Origin of the sequence: Schlesneria sphaerica, assembly GCF_044336245.1 — a bacterium.
GTDB classification, from domain to species: domain Bacteria; phylum Planctomycetota; class Planctomycetia; order Planctomycetales; family Planctomycetaceae; genus Schlesneria; species Schlesneria sphaerica.
The window spans coordinates 3,868,520-3,886,963 of the sequence record NZ_CP172346.1 but is presented as its reverse complement, the minus strand read 5'-3'; the positions used below and the strand labels follow the sequence as shown (position 1 = coordinate 3,886,963).

Genomic DNA, 18,444 nt, shown 5'->3' with positions numbered 1-18,444 from the left:
GATAAAATGACGATGGTGATCGTTGAACGAGTAAAGGGTCGAACACGCCAGAAACCGGGCATTGCAGAGAAACTGAAAAGCAATGGTCGGACTTTGCGGATTCCGTAGAAAATTACGCCGCAAAACAGACTGGAAACTTCCTCGTGCTTCGTTTATGCTCTCTCTCCCTTCGCGGGTCGTGGCGCGCGGAAGGGGTTTCTGGTGAACGCTACAGTCAGTCCAACCTTGTGGTTACGATTCAATGCCGAATACAGACAGTGCCAGACGCGCTCTTCGAAAAATGCAAACCCGTCGGTTGAAGAACCGAAATGACCGTTCCGCTCTGCGAACGTCGGTCAAGAAGGTTCGCACCGCCGCTGCTGCGGTTACAACCGGCGCTGTCAAAGTCGAAGACGCACAGGCTGTGCTGAAGCTCGCGATCAAGAAGCTGGATCAATCGGCTGCGAAGCACCTGATCCATCCAAACAAGGCCTCACGCGATAAGTCACGTCTGACCCGCTTGATCAACAAGTTGTCTGCTCCTGCATCCAACTAGTTTTGATCCCGGCAGCCATGTAATGGCGGCCTGTGGTGTCAGTGACTGAAAATACCGAAACCAGCCTCATTCGTGAGAGCTGGTTTTTGGCTTTTGATGTCACCCGACTAGATGGTCGCTGTCGCTCAGCAACAAAGCGGGCCCGGATCCTGCGTCGCAGTCGCAACCGGCATCCCGGACACGTCGCGGGAAGTCCCCTGCATTACCAGTCTTGAGCCGGGTTTCCCGTCCGCTCGAGCGAAGGGTGAATTGAACACCGCAATCGACTTTCGCACTCGCTCGTAGTGTTGAGAGCGGGGCGGATGGTGGTTGGCCCGCACCTGTGGAATATCTCTTGCGGCCGCTTTCAGCCCGGTCCCTGCGATGATGGGTCATCCGGGCTTCCCTTGCGCTGAACCGAGCGGTTCGTGCGAGGTGATTCAGAGCTTGTAGGACAGGATCCAGAGCAGGACAAAGACCGCTCCCATGAACCCCAGGATCTGCAGGAAGAGCCACGTTGCACGACGCAGGATGCGATCCGGCAACTCGAACCGGCTTGTGCTGTAGACCAGGCTGATCACCATCGCCAGCGGAACCAGGTACCAGGTCACGTTGGTCGATTGAGCCAAAAGTAGTGTGGTCAGTGTCATTGAACAGTTTACTCAAGCGGTGGGCGTGGGATTGGTGGCGGGAACAGGAGCTGGTGGACTGGCGGGGTCCTTTTCCGGTTCGTTCTTCGTCCAGGTTTCGTCACCAAAGCCATAAGCGGGTCCCTGAACGCAATCCCAGATGGCCAGTATGTTCAAGAGACCTGCAATCCAGGTGAAGACCAGAGCCAGTTCGTGCTGCTTGCCCAGCCGTCCCGTCACTTCCTGTAACTGGTCCGGGTCGGGAGGGACGCCGTAGGAGTTCACGAGCGAGCGTGGAATAAAACCGGTGATCATCGTACCGGGACTCGATCCGTCTTCTGTCGCGGCAGCGACGTTGCATTTCAGCGTTCTGCGAAAACCAGCCGCAATCGGGGGATCCAGGTAGAAGCTCCCTTCGAGCGGAAGTTCAATCGGTTTACCCTCCAGGGTTCCGGTGAAGACGCCCGCCGTTTCCGCCCCATACTCCCCTTTGGTCGGTTCCAGCTTCACGGTGCCGATCAGATGACCTTCCACTTTTTCGCTGGTCATGTTGATCAGGTGACCCGAGAATTTCGCGGAGAGGGGGCGTTCCAACTGGCGGACCGCATGGTTGTCCTTGGCCATTCGTCTTGTCTGCCACAAAGCCGGATACGAGACGGCCCCTGCTCCCAACTGAGCAGCATAGTGCAGCGTGATCTGACGTGTGGCACCCCGTTCCGGAAGGTTGTAGACGACGATTCCCTCGCCCAGCACAACGCCCCACAGGAACAGGCCCAGGATTCCGAAGAGATAAATCAGACCCTTGATCGTCCGACCCTGGTAGAGATGTCCCAATCCCGGGATCAGAACCGCCAGAACGAGCGACGCGAAGACATTATGTTCTTCCCAGGGTTTGCGACGTTCGTCTTGAGATACAGTCGACATGCGGTGACTTTCGAGGCGAATCAGTGGATACACCGCACGACACGGCACAAGAAGGAATCTCGAGGAGGGCCAGGAGGGAAATCCTGATCCTCTGCGGCCCCGCAAAGGGAGTACGATTGTAGCACAGCACTGACTTCACAGACTAGAGAAGTCTAACAGACCGCCCAGCGCAAATCTTCCCGGTCTCAGGGGAGGGTCCCTGCCCCGCTGCGACATTGGCCCGTCATCGCAAATTACCTCTTCGGCTCCTCTTCCCCATCGCACTCAGCAAGGCAGGACACGTTCGTTGTTTCACGCGTGGAAGGGGGTACGTCCCGGGCCGCTTCGCCGCTGAGCCTACTCGACCGGCTTCGTCGAGTTCTTGAAGATCAGCAGCCCCGCACTGGCGGCCGCGGCATTGCCACCTGACGATCCATTCGAGGGCTGTCCTCCGGTGATGTTGAACATGCTGGAGGCACCGAATCCGGTGGTGGCCGCAGGGGCTGAGGAGGGGTTTGGAATAGGTGACGGAGCGCGTCCTGGCTGAGGCTGGCTCGGTGGAACTGCCGGAGTGAAAAGCGCTGGTGTCGCTTTGTTCTCGGCTTTCTTTTCTGCCAGCAACTTCGGCGACGGTGGAACGACATCCGGATCTTCGTCAAACGTCTGAGCCACGTTGACGGGGATCCCCTTGGCAGGTGGACGCGAGGCAATCGCCTTGTCGGTATTCCACCCGGGGACACGCTGACCGGCAAAACTGGCACCGGCGTAGATGGAACCCCGCTGGAACGGGCCTGTACCAAAAATCCAGGTGTCGCGGGCGTCGGCCGTGATGGGCGTGGCGCCAGACTGCCACAGGGCCTGACCGGTCGTCTGGTTATAGGCAAACACGGCGATCTTCGCGACACCCTTCTGGTGAGTCTTCTTCGCAAAGGGAATTTCGGGGATGACTGAAGGAATCCCCGCCGTCAGGGCACCGGTTGGAAGGCTGGTCTGTGGGATACCGATCAGGACATCCTGGCGGTTCGTTCCCACGGCCCCCGCCCGTGCTTCAACGACGTAAGTCGCTTCGTCCCTCACCGACTTGAGAAACACCCCCTCGGCAAGCAGCCGTTGTCGGATGGTACTGACGATATACCCCTCATCCGATACACCACGCAGATACTGTGGGTCGAAGTAAACGTCTTTTCCGCTGAGCTCTGAAAAATCCATCTCGCTGATACAGCGGTCGATCGCGGCCGAGAGCAGGATTTGCTCTGTTCCCGTTCGCAGGGTGTCAGACATTCGCGTCGTGCCGCAACCCGTTAACTGAGACAGCACAAGGAAAAGAAAGAATGTCGCACTGACGCATCGAAGCGATGCGCTGGTGCGGAGGGTCCAAACGCAGCGGAAATACCTCAAGCGGAGCATGAATGTTAGCTTGCCAAAAGGCGGACATCATCACGAATGGAACGAGGAGGAGGTCCGAAATGTACAGCATTTGGCGTGATCCACCAAGATGAATTTTCAGTTCTCCCCTTGGCATGAAAACGGTTTGATAGGCTTTCCGCCGTATTTCCCACGCCTTAAGATCATGCGACGTACACGCTACATACGTCGATCGAAGAGACGGAGTGAGTGTGCGAATAGACGAATCGTGATGCGATCGAAATCTTCTGCGCGGGACGGTTGTTTACGACTTCAGATGGATTGAGAACCCAACATGAGCATTATCTGGTCGTTATTGGTCGGGATCGCCGCGGGCTGGCTGAGCGGTCAGATTATGAAGGGCCGGGGCTTTGGAGTCCTTGGTAATCTCATCATCGGAGTCATCGGTTCGTTCGTCGGCAGTGCTCTCTTCGCCGTGGTCGGCCTGTCTGCCTACGGCATCATCGGCAATCTGCTGATGTCGACAGTCGGGGCCGTCGCATTGATCTACATTCTGACACGCATCCGCACCTGAAAGCCTTGGGAGCCAAGTCCCAGCCGCGGGGCCCTAAGTTGTCCGTCCAGGAGGCGGCGTGGGCCGAACGGGCAGTCGTCGGGTGAGCACCCGAAGCCGAACCGGTGCTGTGATCGTGGTGCTGTGATCGTGGTACTGGAGGAACCGACCTGAGCACAAAGGGGATCTCGTTCTACCAGGCTTGTTCCGCATTCCCTTTGCCATCGACGATCCAGGGCGTCCAGCAAAGTGCAAACTGGTCGATAGTGACATCGGTCTTCTTCGGGGCAACGCTGGTCTCCTGCAACTTAATGTTCTCGGGAGCAGCGCTTTCGAGTAGCGCTGTCGCTTCCGCTTCAAACTGTTCGTTCAGTTTGTCGTAGCGTGCCTGAATTGCTTCGACCGACTCTTCCGCTAGAGCGACATCCTGTTTCTGAGCACCCATTCGGCCAGCCGCTCGCGCCCCGGTGGCGATACGGCCCATGTTGGTCACGGATGTCGCCTTTCTCCCGAAGACGGCCCCCAGGATTGAGGTCACCACTGTCACACCTGCCTGCATAGTCTGATTGCGGGATTCCAGTTTCTCTTTCTCGACCTTCTGCAAAGCCTTGCGCAACTGTTCCTGAATGGTCGCGAGTTTCGAGCTGTACTTCGACCGTAGTTTTTCCACCGCTAGGTCTCGCTCTTCTTTCAGGCGATGGGCCATACGGACACGGAAGTCCCCTTCACTTTCCCCTTCTTTCGACGTCTCTTTCAGTTCCGCGAACTTCCACAGGGACAGTTTCTGGGTCTTGTAGATATGGTCCTTCAATGCGGTCTTCAAACCTTCGAACGTCTTCTGCTGATTCAACGCCGTGGGGAGGTCGGCGAATGTCGCCCCGGCTTCGGCCTGCTCCTGCAACGAATATCCTGCGTCGGTCGTGACCTCGGCGGCGTCGTAAATCGTGGGCGAAATCTGTTCGATGGCGGGAAGGAAGACGGTCAGATCCTGTTGAGTGTCGATCCCTGCGGACGCCTGAACGAACCGCACACGGACGCTGGCGTGGATTCCCGGTCGATAGAGCAACTTTGCATCGCCCAGCAGGCTGGTTTCTCCCGTCAGGAAGACTTCCTTGGTCTCTGGGGGGAGGACGGGATGCTGGCCTCCTGCCGCGTTGAGACCCAGGACGGCAACCGCCTGCACCGAAGAGGCCGCTCGCGTTTCTTTCTTTTCGGCCATCAGTTTCGCGATCTGGCTGCGGTCCACCGGGCCTCGCAGGAACGACAGGGCCCAACGGCTCTGGAACACGATGGGGTGCGTTTCGTGGACGTTGTTCATCAGGAACACACGATTCCCCAACCCCGACAGGATCTTTTCCATTTCACGACGATCAAACAATGCTCCCGCCGCGGCCGAGGCTCCTTCCAGGCCTTCAAGGACTCGCGCTTTGTCACGTTCGGTCTGCAGTCGGCCCAGGAACCAGGTTCCGGCATTGGAAAGGCCTTTGTAGTCCAGGTCCACGGGGTTCTGCGTGGCCAGAACCACACCCAGTCCGAACGCGCGAGCCTGCTTCAGCAGCGTCAGCATTGGCGTCTTGGAGGGGGGATTGGTGGTGGGGGGGAAGTAGCCGAAAATTTCATCCATATACAGGATGGCCCGTAGACTCGAGGTTCCGGTCTGCGACCGCATCCAGCTCACCATTTCATTCAGCAGGATGGTCACAAAGAACATTCGCTCGCTGTCGCTCAGGTGAGCGATCGAAATGATGGTCAGACGGGGCTTCCCTTCAGGCGTATAAAGCAGTCGCTGAATATCGAGAGATTCACCTTCGAGCCATGCCTGAAAGCCAGGCGAGGCGATCAGGTTGTTCAGCTTCATGGCGAATGCAATTCGTTCCTTGGCAGGGTAGAAACTTTCGATATCCATCACCCCGACCTTGGTGAAGTTGGGCTTCTGGATCAGGCGGATCAATAACCCCAGGTCGATATCCTTCTTGTCTCTCCAGGAGCGGTCCAGAATGGTTGAAAGCAGGATATGTTCTTTGCTCTGCAGCGGGTCAGCGTCGACGCCCAGCAGGGCGAGCAGACCAGACGCGGCCGAAGCGACCCGTTCGCGCATCGCTTCGGAATCGTCCAGGATCTTGTCATTCGGAACTGCGAACGATTTCATCACGGTCAGCGGCAGACCCGCGTTACTGGCCGGTGTGTAGATCGAGATATCCACGGCATCGCGGAATCGTTTGATCCGTTCGGGGGGTTGTCCCCAGCTTGCCAGTCCCTCTTTCCAGGTCTTCGCCATTTTTGCAGCGTAGTCATCAGGCGAGAGGCCGGCGCGGGTGGCGTCTGCAGGGTCGATCCAGGGCCGGAAGTCTTCGGGCAGCAGGTTGGGAAAGGTGAGCAGCAGGTTGCCCAGATCCCCTTTGGGATCAATGCAGATCGACGGGATATTGTCGATGGCGGCCTCTTCCAGCAGCGACAAACACAGACCCGTTTTTCCGCTGCCGGTCATCCCCACACAGACGGCATGGGTGGTCAGATCCTTCGCGTCATACAGGACGGGGGAATCACTTTTGACCTCACGCGTTTTCATGTTGAACAGTTTGCCGAGATAAAAGACGCCCAGCTTTTCGTAGTCTTGCATCATCCGTCCTTCGAAACTGTTCGCATTGAACTTCGTACTGATCGGGGTGCCGTGAGATTGCGGGAAGCGGCAGGAAATGGGGCGGCACGCGCCGAATTGTCGAGCGACTCGACCGTATGGACCTGAGGCAAAACTATAAGCCAACGCAGACTGATCGAGAAGTCCCCGTCACGCGAAACTGACGCCGCCGGGAGCACGGAAATTCGATGTAGGGACTGAGCCAGTGATGGGACTTCGGGCTCAGACTTCGCAGTGAAGACGGTCAGGACGAGTCTGATGGTCACCCCCGACGGTCTGCTTCATCAGGGAAATTGCCGCGCTGTGAATCGCAGTTCGTACGGGTGTGCCGTGAAGTGTCAGCAGTGAGAAAGCATTCCCGGTCGCGGAGAAAATCTTTCGCCGACAAAATTTTTCTGAGTGAAGTGACTCAGTGAGCCATTCCCACTAATTTCAGTGTCTGAACAGAGGTGACAGGAAGATTTCTTTTTCTCAGGCAGGATGCCAGCAATGCATTCGAATCGTGGAGCTCTGGCAGAATCCGCATCAGACGATGTGCCCGCGAAATCCGCGGTGAGGGATGAGGCTGCTCAACAGATTCTGGATCAGATTCAAACGCTCATCAAACGCCACAGTCGGCGCGCGGAGAAGGCAGGATCTCGCTGGGTCGGTCGGATTGCTGGTCCGACGTACGATCCCGAAATTTCGTTCTTCTATTTTGAATGCTCTGTTCGCGGCGTGATGCGTGCGCTGGTGCTGGTCAAGCAAGAGAGTACGAAAGGCAATCAGTCCCGACTGATCCCGAGTTGCTCGTGCGAGAACTTCAATGGCCTGTTTTGTGAACACACCTTTGCCGCATTGACCGTTCTGCTTCAGAAACTCTCGGAACCTGGTTCGGCGATGCTGAAGGAGGTGCTGAATTCCAGCAAACCTGTGTGGTCCGTCGCCCTTCGCAATCTGGATCAGTTTCTTCACGCCGCTGACGCGCCTAAACCACAAGTCCCCTCGGTCCCCCGATCGCGACTGGCCTGGCGCCTGATGATCGGTCCCTATTCCACGCTCACCATGGAACCGGTGGAACAGACGCCCAGTAAACGGGGAGGATGGAATAAGGGTCGCGCGATCGACTGGGATCAACTTCATTACGACACCAGTATCGAACTGCTTCCCGCGGATCTCGAGGTGCTGCAAGCATCACGATCATCGCGTTTCGCCTACTGGCTTCCGACGACCGACCAGATCGGGACCCTGTGCGAAAAACTAGTGGGGCATCCTCAGGTCTTTTTCGAAACCACGAAAATGGAGGTGGTGAAAGGGCAACTTGGCCTTCGGATCGAGGAGAAGGGTGAAAATTGGGAACTGATTCCCTCGATCAGCGGTCGCGAGGTCTCTCAGTTCGCTCATTTCTATCCCTGCAATCACATTTGCGGGATTGCCATCGATATGGATGCTGCCCAGATCCACGTGATCAGGGCGGAAGTCGAACTCTGGAAGCTGATTCTTTCTCTCTTCGAACACAGTCCGGCGATTCCCCCGGAAGCACAGCCCCATTTTCTGCAAAGGCTCCCCGCACTCGAAGCAAAGCTCCCGGTCGGTCTACCCGTCTCGTTAAAAGGGGAACTGGTCGACGCACAGCAGCGATTGTTTCTCCGTGTGACTCCGCACGCCCTGGTGGGAGCGACGATTCAGTTAGAGGTTCAACCTGCGCCCGAAGGACCTTACTTCACGCCAGGCGAAGGACCTGACGAGGTCGCCGGTCTGATCGAGGAAAAGCGTGTGCAGGTCCAGCGAGATCCCGCAGCAGAACGCCGCGACGCTCAGCAGTTGGCAAACGACCTGTTCCTGAATCGATTCACCGCACAAGGGCTGTTCCACTGGCAGGTCGCAACGGATGATGATGTGCTTGACCTGCTGGATGCGCTTCGCTCCCGCCCCGAGGGTGACCCCACAGTTCTGTGGCCGGACGATTCGCAACGGCAAATGAACGTGGTGGGTGAGATTACGCCCGCTGCTCTGCGAGTCGAGATCAAGGATCATCACGACTGGTTCGGACTATCGGGATCGATCACGCTGGGGGGCCAGCAATTTCCTTTGGCCACACTGCTGACGGCTCTTCGTGGCGGCAGGCGGTATCTGGATCTCGGCAAAGGACAGTTCGCTGTGATCTCCAAGGAGTTTCGAGATCGCCTCGCCAATCTGGCTGACATGGTGCACTCCAACCGGGGAAAGCTGGAGATCAACGCGACAGCCGCTCCTCTGCTGTCAGACGTGCTTGACGATCAGGTGACGCTCAAGGCGAGCAAAAAGTGGAAGGAATCACTGAAACGCCTGCACCTGGCCACGAATCTGGAACCGGTTGTTCCTTCGACCCTGCAGGCCGATCTGCGCGACTATCAGGTCGAAGGCTACAAGTGGCTGAGGCGGCTGGCCGAATGGGGGGTCGGAGGGTGTCTGGCCGACGACATGGGTCTGGGGAAGACTGTTCAGACGGTGGCCGTCCTGCTTGATCGGCGCGAGAAGGGACCGACGTTGATCGTGGCGCCCGTGTCCGTCGGTTTTAACTGGATGCGTGAAGTCGAACGCTTTGCCCCCACCCTGCGACCGATCCTGTATCGCGATACGGACCGGGTCGATTTTCTCAAGACGCTGACCAAGGGTGATCTGCTCATCACCAGCTATCACCTGCTGCAGCAGCATGTTTCCGAACTGAGCACCATTCAGTGGGGGACGCTGGTGCTGGACGAAGCGCAGGCCGTGAAGAATAGCCAGACCAAAACAGCAGCGGCCGTACGCGAGATTCAGGCCGACTGGAAACTGGCTCTGACAGGGACGCCGGCCGAAAATCACCTGGGCGATCTGTGGAGCGTTTTCCGAGCCGTTTCTCCCGGCCTGTTTGGCAGCTGGGAACGTTTTCGTGACGTCTTTGCGGAACCCATTGAGAAGAGCAAAGACCCGGAACGCAAACAGGCGCTCTCGCGTGTCATCCGTCCATTTATCTTGCGGCGGACCAAAAGCGAAGTCCTTTCAGAACTCCCCGCACGGACCGAGATTCAGTTAACGGCGGAACTCTCGTCGGAAGAGCGGCGAATCTACGAAGATGCCCGGCTGTGGGCGGTGAAGAATCTCACGAATCTGATCGATGGCCAGGAGAAAGATCAGCGGTTTGTTGTGCTGGCCGCTCTGACAAGGCTGCGTCAGCTCGCCTGCCACCCCCGCCTGGTCGACAAGAAGTGGAAGCACTCGTCGGCCAAGCTGGATCTGTTTCTGGAAACGGTCGACGAACTGCGCGAGGGACGACACCGGGCGCTGGTCTTCAGTCAGTTCACGCAGCATCTGGCACTGGTGCGCGAGGCACTCGATCTGCGAAAGATTGAGTACCAGTATCTCGATGGATCGACTCCGGCCAAAAAACGTCAGCAGGCGGTTGAGGCGTTTCAGCGGGGCGAGGGTGATTTGTTCCTGATCTCGCTCAAGGCGGGAGGAACAGGACTGAATCTGACCGGTGCCGATTATGTGCTGCACCTGGATCCCTGGTGGAATCCGGCGGTCGAGGACCAGGCCACCGATCGTGCTCACCGGATTGGTCAGACTCGTCCCGTCACGGTCTACCGGTTCGTCTCGAAGGAAACCATCGAAGAGCAGATCTTGAAACTGCACGCCGATAAGCGCGGACTGGTGGCGGGAATTCTGGAAGGGACCGATGCGGCGGCGAAGATGTCGACGGCCGAACTGGTCGACCTGATCCGGCTGGGTGGATCTTCGACGTAATTCGCCCCCGGTCGTTCGCTACGGCCGTGATCAGAGCTCGTTAATCAGGACAATGCCGACGAAGACGTCGTAGGCGGCGTGTGCACCGACCGCAATCCCGAAGCCGCGGAAGAAGTACAATCCTGCAAAGAAGATCCCCGCCAGCGTGCGGAAGACGAATCCGAACCACAGTTCAGGACGGGATTTCACCCGCCCGATGGCGTCGATGACTAACTGCAGCAGGGAACCATCCGTCGAAGGTCCGAGGTAATGCGCCAGTGAAAACACGACGCTCGAGATCACCACGGTTCCGAGCAAAGCCCAGTGACGCGGAATCATCAGCAGTCGGATGGCCCCGTACAGAGCGGGTAGCAGGCAGAGCCGAAACAGAAATTCTTCGTAGATCCCGGCCCCCATATACGTCACCAGCCGGATCAGGAAGCCGTTCGCAACATAATCATCCTCGAGCTGCAGTTGCTGCAGGTCCGGTTGCACGGTGAGCGATGATGCGTATCGAAAACCGTAGTCCGTCAACTGGCCCAGCATGATCAGGACGAACGCGTAGAGCAGGCTTTCCGCCATCATGCCCCCCAGCGTCTCCCACTTCATTCTCCAGGGTTGTCGTACGGTCAGGTGCCAGGCGAGCAGGACGCTCAGCAGCAGCAAAGGCAACAGCCAGAAAAGATCAATTCCCGCTCGCAACAGCCAGTGGCGCATCCAGGCATCGGCGCCATTCCGAATGGAATTTCCGTCGAATCCACCCGTCAGCAGCACGCCCGCTTCGTAAACGACAAGCAGCGGGAAAAGGAAGATCAGGTTGCAGAATGGACGCCGGGTCTCCAGCCAGTAATCCACTGGACGGCCTTCCGAGGGTGCGGTCCGCTCCTGCGAATCGGACAACAGCATGGGGCATCCCTAATTGGTGAGTCAGGAACGAAAGCGTTGCTGCGGCGCTGGTCATCCCAGGCCGCTTTACGTCTTGCAAGAAACGTCCACCGGCACAGCCGCTGAAGGCGGTTTCCCTGAGAGCATCGCTACGTCGCACACAGCAGCTATTGCCGGCAACGTCGACACCTTTCGTCATCGTCGTCATCGTTTGGTCCGCGACACAATTGGGTCTAGAGCCCGCAAAGTCTGGCTGGCGGGAATCCTCGCGCAGCTTCGCCCAAGTGGCTCGGTCATACCTCAACGGCCTGTCGGTCTTCCTCGATCCTGGAAATCCGGCTGAGACTCGTCGGCGGGCGAGGCAACGGCTGAACGGTCTCTTCGCTCGGGCGGAGTTTGGCGTTTGGGCAAAATCGAGAGTCTCTCTTGCGTTGACCGGGTACTTGATAAGCTGGATAGAATCCGGTGACTTTATTCAAAATTCCGTTCGTTGCTTCGTTGCGAATGATTCAATCTGTGCGGAAAGTGGGATTCTGTGAACCGTCTACGAATGATCCGCCGATTCCTGTCACACGGTGTGTGGATCAGCGGAAACAGTCAGCGATCCAGAACGGAATCGATTCGATTGCCGTAACACAATTGCTGCCGGAACCGGATTTGATATTCAGAAATTGGCTCGGGAATCAGCAGTAAATTAAGGAATGGCTTATGGCCACTGACATTCGTCTTAAGGAACGACTTCCCGAGCTGACCGATCGGATCGTGGATACTTATCACGAGATCGAGACGATCAATCATTTGGGTCACTGTCCGCTCCCCAGCGTCGACATGGTGATCGAAATTGCAGAGGACCTGAAAGAGATCCTCTATCCCGGCTACCGGAAACGGCAGAATCTGCATCTGGGCAATGTGACCTATCACATTGGCGACCTGATCGACAGTCTGCACGATCGCTTGACACAGCAGTTTGCCCGCGCGTTGCGGCACGATTATCGACGCAAGAATAAACTGACGTGCGAGGACGTCCAGCCCGATTTCGAGGCGCTGGGACAGGAACGGGCGATCGAATTCCTGTCGGCGCTGCCGTCGATTCGTCGTGTCCTGGCGACCGACGTCCAGGCCGCTTTCGACGGCGATCCGGCGGCCGGAAGTCTCGATGAAATCATCTTCTGCTATCCCGGGCTGGAAGCCATTACGATCTATCGTCTGGCACATGAAATCGACCGTCTGAAGATTCCTCTGATTCCGCGGATGATTTCCGAGTGGGCGCATGGCAGAACGGGGATTGATATTCATCCGAGCGCAACCATCGGCCCGTCGTTCTTCATTGATCACGGCACCGGTGTCGTCATTGGTGCGACCTGTGAGATTGCCAGCCACGTGAAGCTGTACCAGGGAGTGACGCTGGGGGCGTTGAGCTTCGTGCGGGACGACGCGGGAAATCTGGTGCGGACGCTTAAACGTCATCCCACCATCGAAGATCACGTCGTCGTCTATGCCAACGCCACAGTGCTGGGGGGATCGACCACGATCGGGCGAAACTCGGTCATCGGAGCGGGTGCCTCGGTCTATGAAAGCGTGCCCCCGAATACTGTCGTCACACTCGAAAAGCCCACGCTGCGGATGCGCCATGCCTCGTAGTTGAGTGTCCCGGTTCAGCAGCCTGTTCTTTCCGCCACTGTTGGGAGCCACAGACGGAGGCTGCGACTTGCAAGGAAGTCGCGACGCCCGAAAGGAAGCCGACGGGGACGTCGGCGATCCCGGGACCGCCGACGTCCCCGTCGGCACGAACAACCAACCTTGTTGGAACTCGACAGGAACCCATTGAGTTCAGTGTGACCGACGATTGCAACAGAAGGCTCTATCGCTGTTCAAGATGCCTGCCGCTAAGCAGTGCCGCTAAGCAGCGTCTCCGTGCTGTGTCCTTGCGGCGCTGGCAGCACGCCGAAGTGAGGAATGAACACCTGCCCGGAATTGTGGTTACAATTCCGTGGTGACGTTGTATGCTCCGAGAGGTTTCTGCCGTGTAACTCTCTTCCGGTGACGTGGAAATGCTCCGAGCCTTCACACCTCTGTCGCGTCGGACGTGTCTTCAGGTGGGGGGACTGTCGGCATTGGGGCTTTCACTCTCGCAGTTGCGTGCGAATCGGGCTGACGCGAGGGAAACGCAGGTTGCCGCGACGACGCAGCCGAAGGGAGCTGTCAGAACCTCGCCGACTGGAACCGCGCGAGCCTGTATCATGCTCTATATGCTGGGTGGGGCACCCCAGCAGGAAACGTTCGATATGAAGCCGGAAGCACCCGGCCCTGCCCGCAGTCTGTTCCCCACAATTTCGACCAACGTACCGGGGATCGACATTTGTGGATTGCTGCCCAATCTGGCCCACCAGGCCGATCGACTGGCGATCATTCGTTCGGTCTATCACGGGGGTAACGCACTCTTTCATGGGGCCGGGGTCCATTACAACCTCACGGGATTTCCGAACGTCCCCCGTGAAGGTGAGCCGTTTCTGGATCGGCGGGACTATCCGGCTGTAGGCGCTGTGCTCAATCAGTTGCGGGGCTCGCAGCGCGGACTTCCCGCCGCAGTTCAGTTACCGATGTGGATTACACAGGATGGTCCCGGCCGTGAATGGGCCGGCCAGAGCGCCGGTTTCCTCGGCCGAAAGTATGATCCGCTCGTGATGGACTATGGCTATTTCAAGCTCAACGAAGATTTCAATAACTCGCCGGGAAGTGGTGAAGCGAGTCTTCCGGGAATGATGCCCCCCGGTTTCCAGTTGCAGAAGGAACTCCTCGGGGGGCGTCTGGAACAGCGTCTGGAATTACAGAGCCGCCTGGGACAGCAGGAAATCGGCGCTGGTACCCCGTTGTTGCGGGACTGGATGCGGCAGCAAACACAGGCGCTGGATGTGCTGGGGGCCGAATCGACGTGGAAAGGCTTTGATATCGAGCACGAACCGGTGTCTCTCCGCGAGAAATACGGGAGTGACCGTCTGGGGCGCAGTTGCCTTGTTGCACGTCGGCTCGTGGAGGCGGGGGTCTCACTGGTCACCGTCATCTTCGGTGGGTGGGATACGCACTCGCACCACCTCGAACATACGCGAGATCGGTTACTCCCCCCGCTGAACCGGGCGTTCGGTACATTGCTTGACGATCTGGCAGATCGGGGTTTACTCGAGACCACGCTTGTCGCATGGACGGGTGATTTCGGCCGGACACCGGTCATCAACGGGAATAGTCCCCCCGGTCGCGATCACTGGGCGAATGTCTACAGCACTGTCCTGGCAGGGGGAGGGATCCAAGGGGGGCAGGTTTACGGCAAGAGCGACAAACTGGCCGCCGAACCGATTGATAATCCGGTTCCCGTCGGCGATTTCGTGGCGACGATTTATCACGCCCTCGGATACGACGGGGATACGACCGTCGTCGATCCATTCGATCGTCCCCACCATGTGATGCCGGGACGTCCGCTGACCGGGTTGTTTTAGAACGGTGTGAGGCGTCATGGGCGACATCAAAGATCCCCGACTGCTGTACTTCAAGGGCCTGCTGTTTCTCCTGACCGGGCTCTTCGCGGTGACGTTGATTCTCTGGGAACATCGTGACTTGCGTCTGGCACTCCTTCTGGCGATTGCCATCTGGTCCTTCTGTCGAGCCTACTACTTTGCCTTTTACGTGATCGAACATTACGTCGATCCGTCCTTCCGGTTCGCCGGACTGGGTTCGTTTGTCAGTTATCTGTGGCGACGACGCAGGACGAATCCGTAACTCCGTTGCTCCTGCCCCTGCTCCCCCCCGACTCGGAATGCCCAGGCCGTACGCCGTGACTCGGTTCATGGGACGACTCGTTCTGGGACAAATTTTCTGTGCCGGTTGCGTGGTCTCTTTATGGCAGGCTCCCGCCTCGTTACACCAGTAAGAGACTGTACAATCGACAGGCATGCTCAGTTGTGGACACTACTGCCGAAGACGCTTTCATAATTCTGATCGTTCTGTCTCGCATCTTTTTGGGGAAATCACGCTATGCGACGAATGTGGTTGGCTGCGACGTTGGTCATCTGTTGTGTCGCGCTGAGAGAACTGACTGACGCTCCAGTGGTTCATGCGGAAGAGACGGCTGCTGCGGCAACCGTCAAACCCCTGGTCCTCAAGACACGGTCGCGCGTCGGGCAATCTCTGGAGGAACCCCTTTCAAAGGCGGTCGTGAAAGAGGCCACCGTGGAATGGGATCCTCGCAAGACGGCCCTGATCATCTGCGACATGTGGGATCAGCACTGGTGCAAAGGAGCGGCGGCGCGCGTCGAAGAGCTAGCCGGTCCGATGAACAAGGTCGTCCATGCAGCGCGTGATCGGGGTGTTTTCATCATCCACGCACCGAGCACCACAGTCGATTTTTACAAAGGGACGCCGCAGCGCCGGCTGGCTCAAACAGCCCCCTTCGTCAAAACGCGGTTTCCGCTGGCGACCGTCGAACGCTGGGGAACCGCCTGGTGCTACCCCGACGGCAAGCGCGAATCGGAACTGCCGATTGATGACACCGACATGGGCTGCGATTGCGAGACCAAGTGCGAGATCGTCCCTCCCTGGACTCGGCAGATCAATACGATCGACATCCTCGAAGGAGACGCCATCACCGATCACGGTCAGGAAACATTCAATCTGCTGGCGGATCGGGGAATCGATCATGTCATCATCATGGGTGTGCACCTCAACATGTGTGTCCTCGGTCGTCCCTTTGCGATTCGGCAACTGGTGACACAGGGAAAAGACGTGCTGCTGGTCCGGGACATGACCGACACGATGTATTGCTCCAAGAGCAAACCGTTCGTGAGCCATTTCGCGGGAACGGATCTCGTCATTTCGCATGTCGAAAAGCATTGGTGTCCGACCATCCTCAGTTCTGATCTTGTCGGCGGCAAGCCGTTCCGGTTTCGCGAAGACAAGCGTCAAGATGTGGTTGGAAGGTAACGCAGTTTTTGCAAAGGAGGGCTGGGTGGAACGGTCGTCCGACGCGAATGGCAAGCGTTATTTCGTCAGCAACCAGCCAGTCTCAATGGCGGTCTGCAGGAGCCAGACGGCCCGCCCTGTCGGCCGTGTTCAGGCAACGTTCGATGACTGCGGACACTCAAGAAGTACTCGTGGAGCCCATCGTGAAGCAGGTTTTGATCATTGTGGGAGACGCGACGGAAACGGTCGATACGCTTTATCCGTATTATCGATTGGTTGAAGCGGGGATGAGACCGGTGGTGGCGGGACCGGAACGCAAGCTCTATCAAATGGTGCTGCATGAGGTGAAACCGGGTTGGACGATCACCAGGGAGTGGGAAGGCTACTCGATTTTCGCCGAGGTGGCTTTCCGTGACATCGTCCCCGAAGACTATGCAGGGATTCTGTTCTCGGGGGGGCGAGCACCCGAGTATCTCCGTTATGACGAAGATCTGGTCCGGATCACAAAGCACTTCTTCGCAGCAAATAAGCCGATTGCGAGTGTCTGCCACGGAGTGGAAATCCCCGCTTACGCCGGCTGCGTAAAAGGGCGAAGAATGGCCACAGTCCCGAAATGCCGGTTTGACCTGGAGGTCTGTGGCGGTATCTTCGTGGATGAGCCGTGTGTCGTTGACGGAAACCTCGTCAGTGGCCGGACGTTTCATGACAATGGACATTACATCGGTCCCTGGATCCGGTTGTTGGAGGCAACGTGACAGAATCTGACCCGCCCGTTGTCCCCCACATCTCCGAAGCAATCACCCCGCCACCGATTTCCCGTGCAGACGCGAGTGGCCCGCCCAAGCGGACGGCGGTGCGGCCGGTACCACCCATGTCGTTCAGTCTCATAGAAGCGCGGATTCGGGACGAGATCTACTATGCCGATCCACCTCGGTCATGGTTCTGGGGACTTTTCGAAGCCGCAGTCTGGTGGTTTGGAACCCTCTGGGTTCATGTGATTGGCGGGATCGCGGTTGCCATACTGGTGATAACGTACAAAGTTCAGATGCAAGTTCCCAAGCCCTTCGATGTCACCGATCCAGCGTCGATGGCGTATCTGACGGGCGGGGAAATGCTGCTGTTCGTGCTCGCTGCCATCCTGGCGGTGGCCCTCCGTTATTGGGGATCTGCGCTTCGTGAACTGAACTTCAGCAAACCTGATCTTCGTCACATCGTGATTGTACTGGCGATGACCCTTCCTCTTTCGATGGCCGTCTCGGTCTTTAGCCTTCCCATTCAGATGGCCTGGCAGGCGTTGGGTGATGTCTTTCCGGTATTGAAGTTCATCGACGGACTGAACGTCATGGAGGCCGTTCAGGACATGTCCGACAACACCTCTCTGTCGACCATGATTTTCGTCATCGCTGTCCTCCCGGCGATCGGAGAAGAACTGGTCTTCCGCGGTGCCATTGGCCGAATTTTGATCTCGGACCTGGGTTTGTGGGGCGGAGTCCTGGTGACGTCATTCCTGTTCGGCTGGATGCACATTCACCCCGTGCACGCCATGGCCGTGATCCCGCTGGGAATTGTCATTCATGTCGTTTACTTGTGGACTCGCAGTTTCTGGATGCCCATGCTGTTGCACTTCGCCAACAACACGTGGGCCTCTGTTGCTGCCACTCTGAATACGCCTGATCCGATGGGTCAAATGCAGCAACTGGGTTTGTTCGATCTCCTGGAAATGGTGACGGGTGGTGTTGTGATCGGAGCACTGGCGACGTGCCTGTGGCAATCGCGAGTTCAGTTTTATCTTCCCGATGGGCAGATCTACGAGTCGTCTCGCTTCCCCGTCCGCGTCCCTGCGATTCCCGGAATCCAGTCTCTGGCGGGAACAATTTCCCCTGTCGTTTCGATCATCTCGGTCTTAAGCGTCGTCGTCTATTACCTGATCTTCTTCCTGAACTGGCCCGCGTGAAGTCGCCAGACCTGAGGTTGGGAGAACAGTCGATGGCACCAGCGACTCTCTAGTGCGGGTCTGGGGCCTGCCGTCCGATGACACTACGAAAATCAGATGCTCGTCCTGATGGGCAGCGTCGATAGGCGACCCCGTCGAGTTGTATACGCGACGAAAAGGGGGCTTTCATTTCCCTTCGTGTCTCCGAATTCTGTCTCGCAGGCAGGCAGAAGCGTCGTCGTGTGGAGTAGAATTCAGCCCGGAAACGGCTGGCTGAATCGCGGTACGTCCCCGACGACCGAAGAGAACCGAACCGCCATTCCATTTCGCCAGATGTCACACACGTGG

General features: G+C 57.7%; 14 protein-coding genes. 9 read left to right on the top strand and 5 right to left on the bottom strand.

The genetic code is table 11. The features are described from left to right. Window positions 1-241: 241 nt before the first annotated feature. On the top strand, window positions 242-535 hold the full coding sequence (gene rpsT / locus ACGY09_RS14095) for a 30S ribosomal protein S20 (RefSeq protein WP_375314943.1): 294 nt from the start codon (window positions 242-244) through the stop codon (window positions 533-535). A gap of 419 nt (window positions 536-954) precedes the next feature. On the opposite strand, the gene ACGY09_RS14090 is transcribed toward rpsT, so the two are convergent. The 3 genes from ACGY09_RS14090 to ACGY09_RS14080 form a co-directional block, all read right to left on the bottom strand. After that, window positions 955-1,164 carry a hypothetical protein gene (locus tag ACGY09_RS14090; RefSeq protein ID WP_373649603.1) on the bottom strand — a complete coding sequence of 70 codons (210 nt, stop codon included), beginning with the start codon at window positions 1,162-1,164 and terminating at the stop codon, window positions 955-957. 12 nt (window positions 1,165-1,176) lie between these two features. After that, window positions 1,177-2,067, bottom strand: a complete 891-nt coding sequence (locus ACGY09_RS14085) for a DUF6677 family protein (protein WP_397568223.1) — start codon at window positions 2,065-2,067, stop codon at window positions 1,177-1,179. A gap of 336 nt (window positions 2,068-2,403) precedes the next feature. Beyond that, entirely contained in the window at window positions 2,404-3,453 is a 1,050-nt protein-coding gene (locus tag ACGY09_RS14080; RefSeq protein WP_397568222.1) for a DUF6655 family protein, read from the bottom strand. Window positions 3,454-3,745: 292 nt separating this feature from the next. Here ACGY09_RS14080 and ACGY09_RS14075 point away from each other — a divergent pair, with 292 nt between their 5' ends. After that, on the top strand, window positions 3,746-3,985 hold the full coding sequence (locus tag ACGY09_RS14075; RefSeq protein WP_373649606.1) for a GlsB/YeaQ/YmgE family stress response membrane protein: 240 nt from the start codon (window positions 3,746-3,748) through the stop codon (window positions 3,983-3,985). Window positions 3,986-4,157: 172 nt separating this feature from the next. Here the strand turns inward: ACGY09_RS14075 and ACGY09_RS14070 are convergent, their stop codons facing one another. Next, entirely contained in the window at window positions 4,158-6,587 is a 2,430-nt protein-coding gene (locus ACGY09_RS14070; RefSeq protein WP_397568221.1) for a helicase HerA domain-containing protein, read from the bottom strand. Between the two features lie 504 nt (window positions 6,588-7,091). Here ACGY09_RS14070 and ACGY09_RS14065 point away from each other — a divergent pair. Further along, window positions 7,092-10,349 carry a DEAD/DEAH box helicase gene (locus ACGY09_RS14065; RefSeq protein WP_397568220.1) on the top strand — a complete coding sequence of 1,086 codons (3,258 nt, stop codon included), beginning with the start codon at window positions 7,092-7,094 and terminating at the stop codon, window positions 10,347-10,349. 30 nt (window positions 10,350-10,379) lie between these two features. On the opposite strand, the gene ACGY09_RS14060 is transcribed toward ACGY09_RS14065, so the two are convergent. Next, window positions 10,380-11,234 carry a CPBP family intramembrane glutamic endopeptidase gene (locus tag ACGY09_RS14060; protein WP_373649609.1) on the bottom strand — a complete coding sequence of 285 codons (855 nt, stop codon included), beginning with the start codon at window positions 11,232-11,234 and terminating at the stop codon, window positions 10,380-10,382. A gap of 687 nt (window positions 11,235-11,921) precedes the next feature. Between ACGY09_RS14060 and ACGY09_RS14055 the strand changes: the two genes are divergently transcribed. The 6 genes from ACGY09_RS14055 to ACGY09_RS14030 all read left to right on the top strand — a co-directional run bounded on the left by ACGY09_RS14055 (window position 11,922) and on the right by ACGY09_RS14030 (window position 18,117). Further along, complete coding sequence (locus ACGY09_RS14055; protein ID WP_373649610.1) at window positions 11,922-12,854, top strand: serine acetyltransferase; 933 nt, start codon at window positions 11,922-11,924, stop codon at window positions 12,852-12,854. Window positions 12,855-13,264: 410 nt separating this feature from the next. After that, complete coding sequence (locus ACGY09_RS14050) at window positions 13,265-14,704, top strand: DUF1501 domain-containing protein (protein ID WP_397568219.1); 1,440 nt, start codon at window positions 13,265-13,267, stop codon at window positions 14,702-14,704. 16 nt (window positions 14,705-14,720) lie between these two features. Further along, on the top strand, window positions 14,721-14,984 hold the full coding sequence (locus ACGY09_RS14045; RefSeq protein WP_373649612.1) for a hypothetical protein: 264 nt from the start codon (window positions 14,721-14,723) through the stop codon (window positions 14,982-14,984). Between the two features lie 255 nt (window positions 14,985-15,239). Beyond that, window positions 15,240-16,184 (top strand): protein-signal peptide and transmembrane prediction, encoded by a 945-nt coding sequence (locus ACGY09_RS14040; protein ID WP_397568218.1) that lies wholly within the window; start codon window positions 15,240-15,242, stop codon window positions 16,182-16,184. Between the two features lie 143 nt (window positions 16,185-16,327). Then, a complete protein-coding gene (locus tag ACGY09_RS14035; protein ID WP_397568217.1) occupies window positions 16,328-16,918 on the top strand; it encodes a DJ-1/PfpI family protein in 591 nt (196 codons plus the stop codon). Beyond that, on the top strand, window positions 16,915-18,117 hold the full coding sequence (locus ACGY09_RS14030; RefSeq protein ID WP_397568216.1) for a lysostaphin resistance A-like protein: 1,203 nt from the start codon (window positions 16,915-16,917) through the stop codon (window positions 18,115-18,117). Before ACGY09_RS14035 ends, ACGY09_RS14030 begins: the two co-directional genes overlap by 4 nt. The last annotated feature ends 327 nt before the right edge of the window (window positions 18,118-18,444 follow it).

What these genes read in the sequence shown, in the direction of transcription:
- rpsT (WP_375314943.1), top strand. Translation starts at nt 242, where the DNA reads ATGCCGAATACAGACAGTGCCAGACGCGCTCTTCGAAAAATGCAAACC.
- ACGY09_RS14090 (WP_373649603.1), bottom strand. Translation starts at nt 1,164, where the DNA reads ATGACACTGACCACACTACTTTTGGCTCAATCGACCAACGTGACCTGG.
- ACGY09_RS14085 (WP_397568223.1), bottom strand. Translation starts at nt 2,067, where the DNA reads ATGTCGACTGTATCTCAAGACGAACGTCGCAAACCCTGGGAAGAACAT.
- ACGY09_RS14080 (WP_397568222.1), bottom strand. Translation starts at nt 3,453, where the DNA reads ATGCTCCGCTTGAGGTATTTCCGCTGCGTTTGGACCCTCCGCACCAGC.
- ACGY09_RS14075 (WP_373649606.1), top strand. Translation starts at nt 3,746, where the DNA reads ATGAGCATTATCTGGTCGTTATTGGTCGGGATCGCCGCGGGCTGGCTG.
- ACGY09_RS14070 (WP_397568221.1), bottom strand. Translation starts at nt 6,587, where the DNA reads ATGATGCAAGACTACGAAAAGCTGGGCGTCTTTTATCTCGGCAAACTG.
- ACGY09_RS14065 (WP_397568220.1), top strand. Translation starts at nt 7,092, where the DNA reads ATGCATTCGAATCGTGGAGCTCTGGCAGAATCCGCATCAGACGATGTG.
- ACGY09_RS14060 (WP_373649609.1), bottom strand. Translation starts at nt 11,234, where the DNA reads ATGCTGTTGTCCGATTCGCAGGAGCGGACCGCACCCTCGGAAGGCCGT.
- ACGY09_RS14055 (WP_373649610.1), top strand. Translation starts at nt 11,922, where the DNA reads ATGGCCACTGACATTCGTCTTAAGGAACGACTTCCCGAGCTGACCGAT.
- ACGY09_RS14050 (WP_397568219.1), top strand. Translation starts at nt 13,265, where the DNA reads ATGCTCCGAGCCTTCACACCTCTGTCGCGTCGGACGTGTCTTCAGGTG.
- ACGY09_RS14045 (WP_373649612.1), top strand. Translation starts at nt 14,721, where the DNA reads ATGGGCGACATCAAAGATCCCCGACTGCTGTACTTCAAGGGCCTGCTG.
- ACGY09_RS14040 (WP_397568218.1), top strand. Translation starts at nt 15,240, where the DNA reads ATGCGACGAATGTGGTTGGCTGCGACGTTGGTCATCTGTTGTGTCGCG.
- ACGY09_RS14035 (WP_397568217.1), top strand. Translation starts at nt 16,328, where the DNA reads ATGACTGCGGACACTCAAGAAGTACTCGTGGAGCCCATCGTGAAGCAG.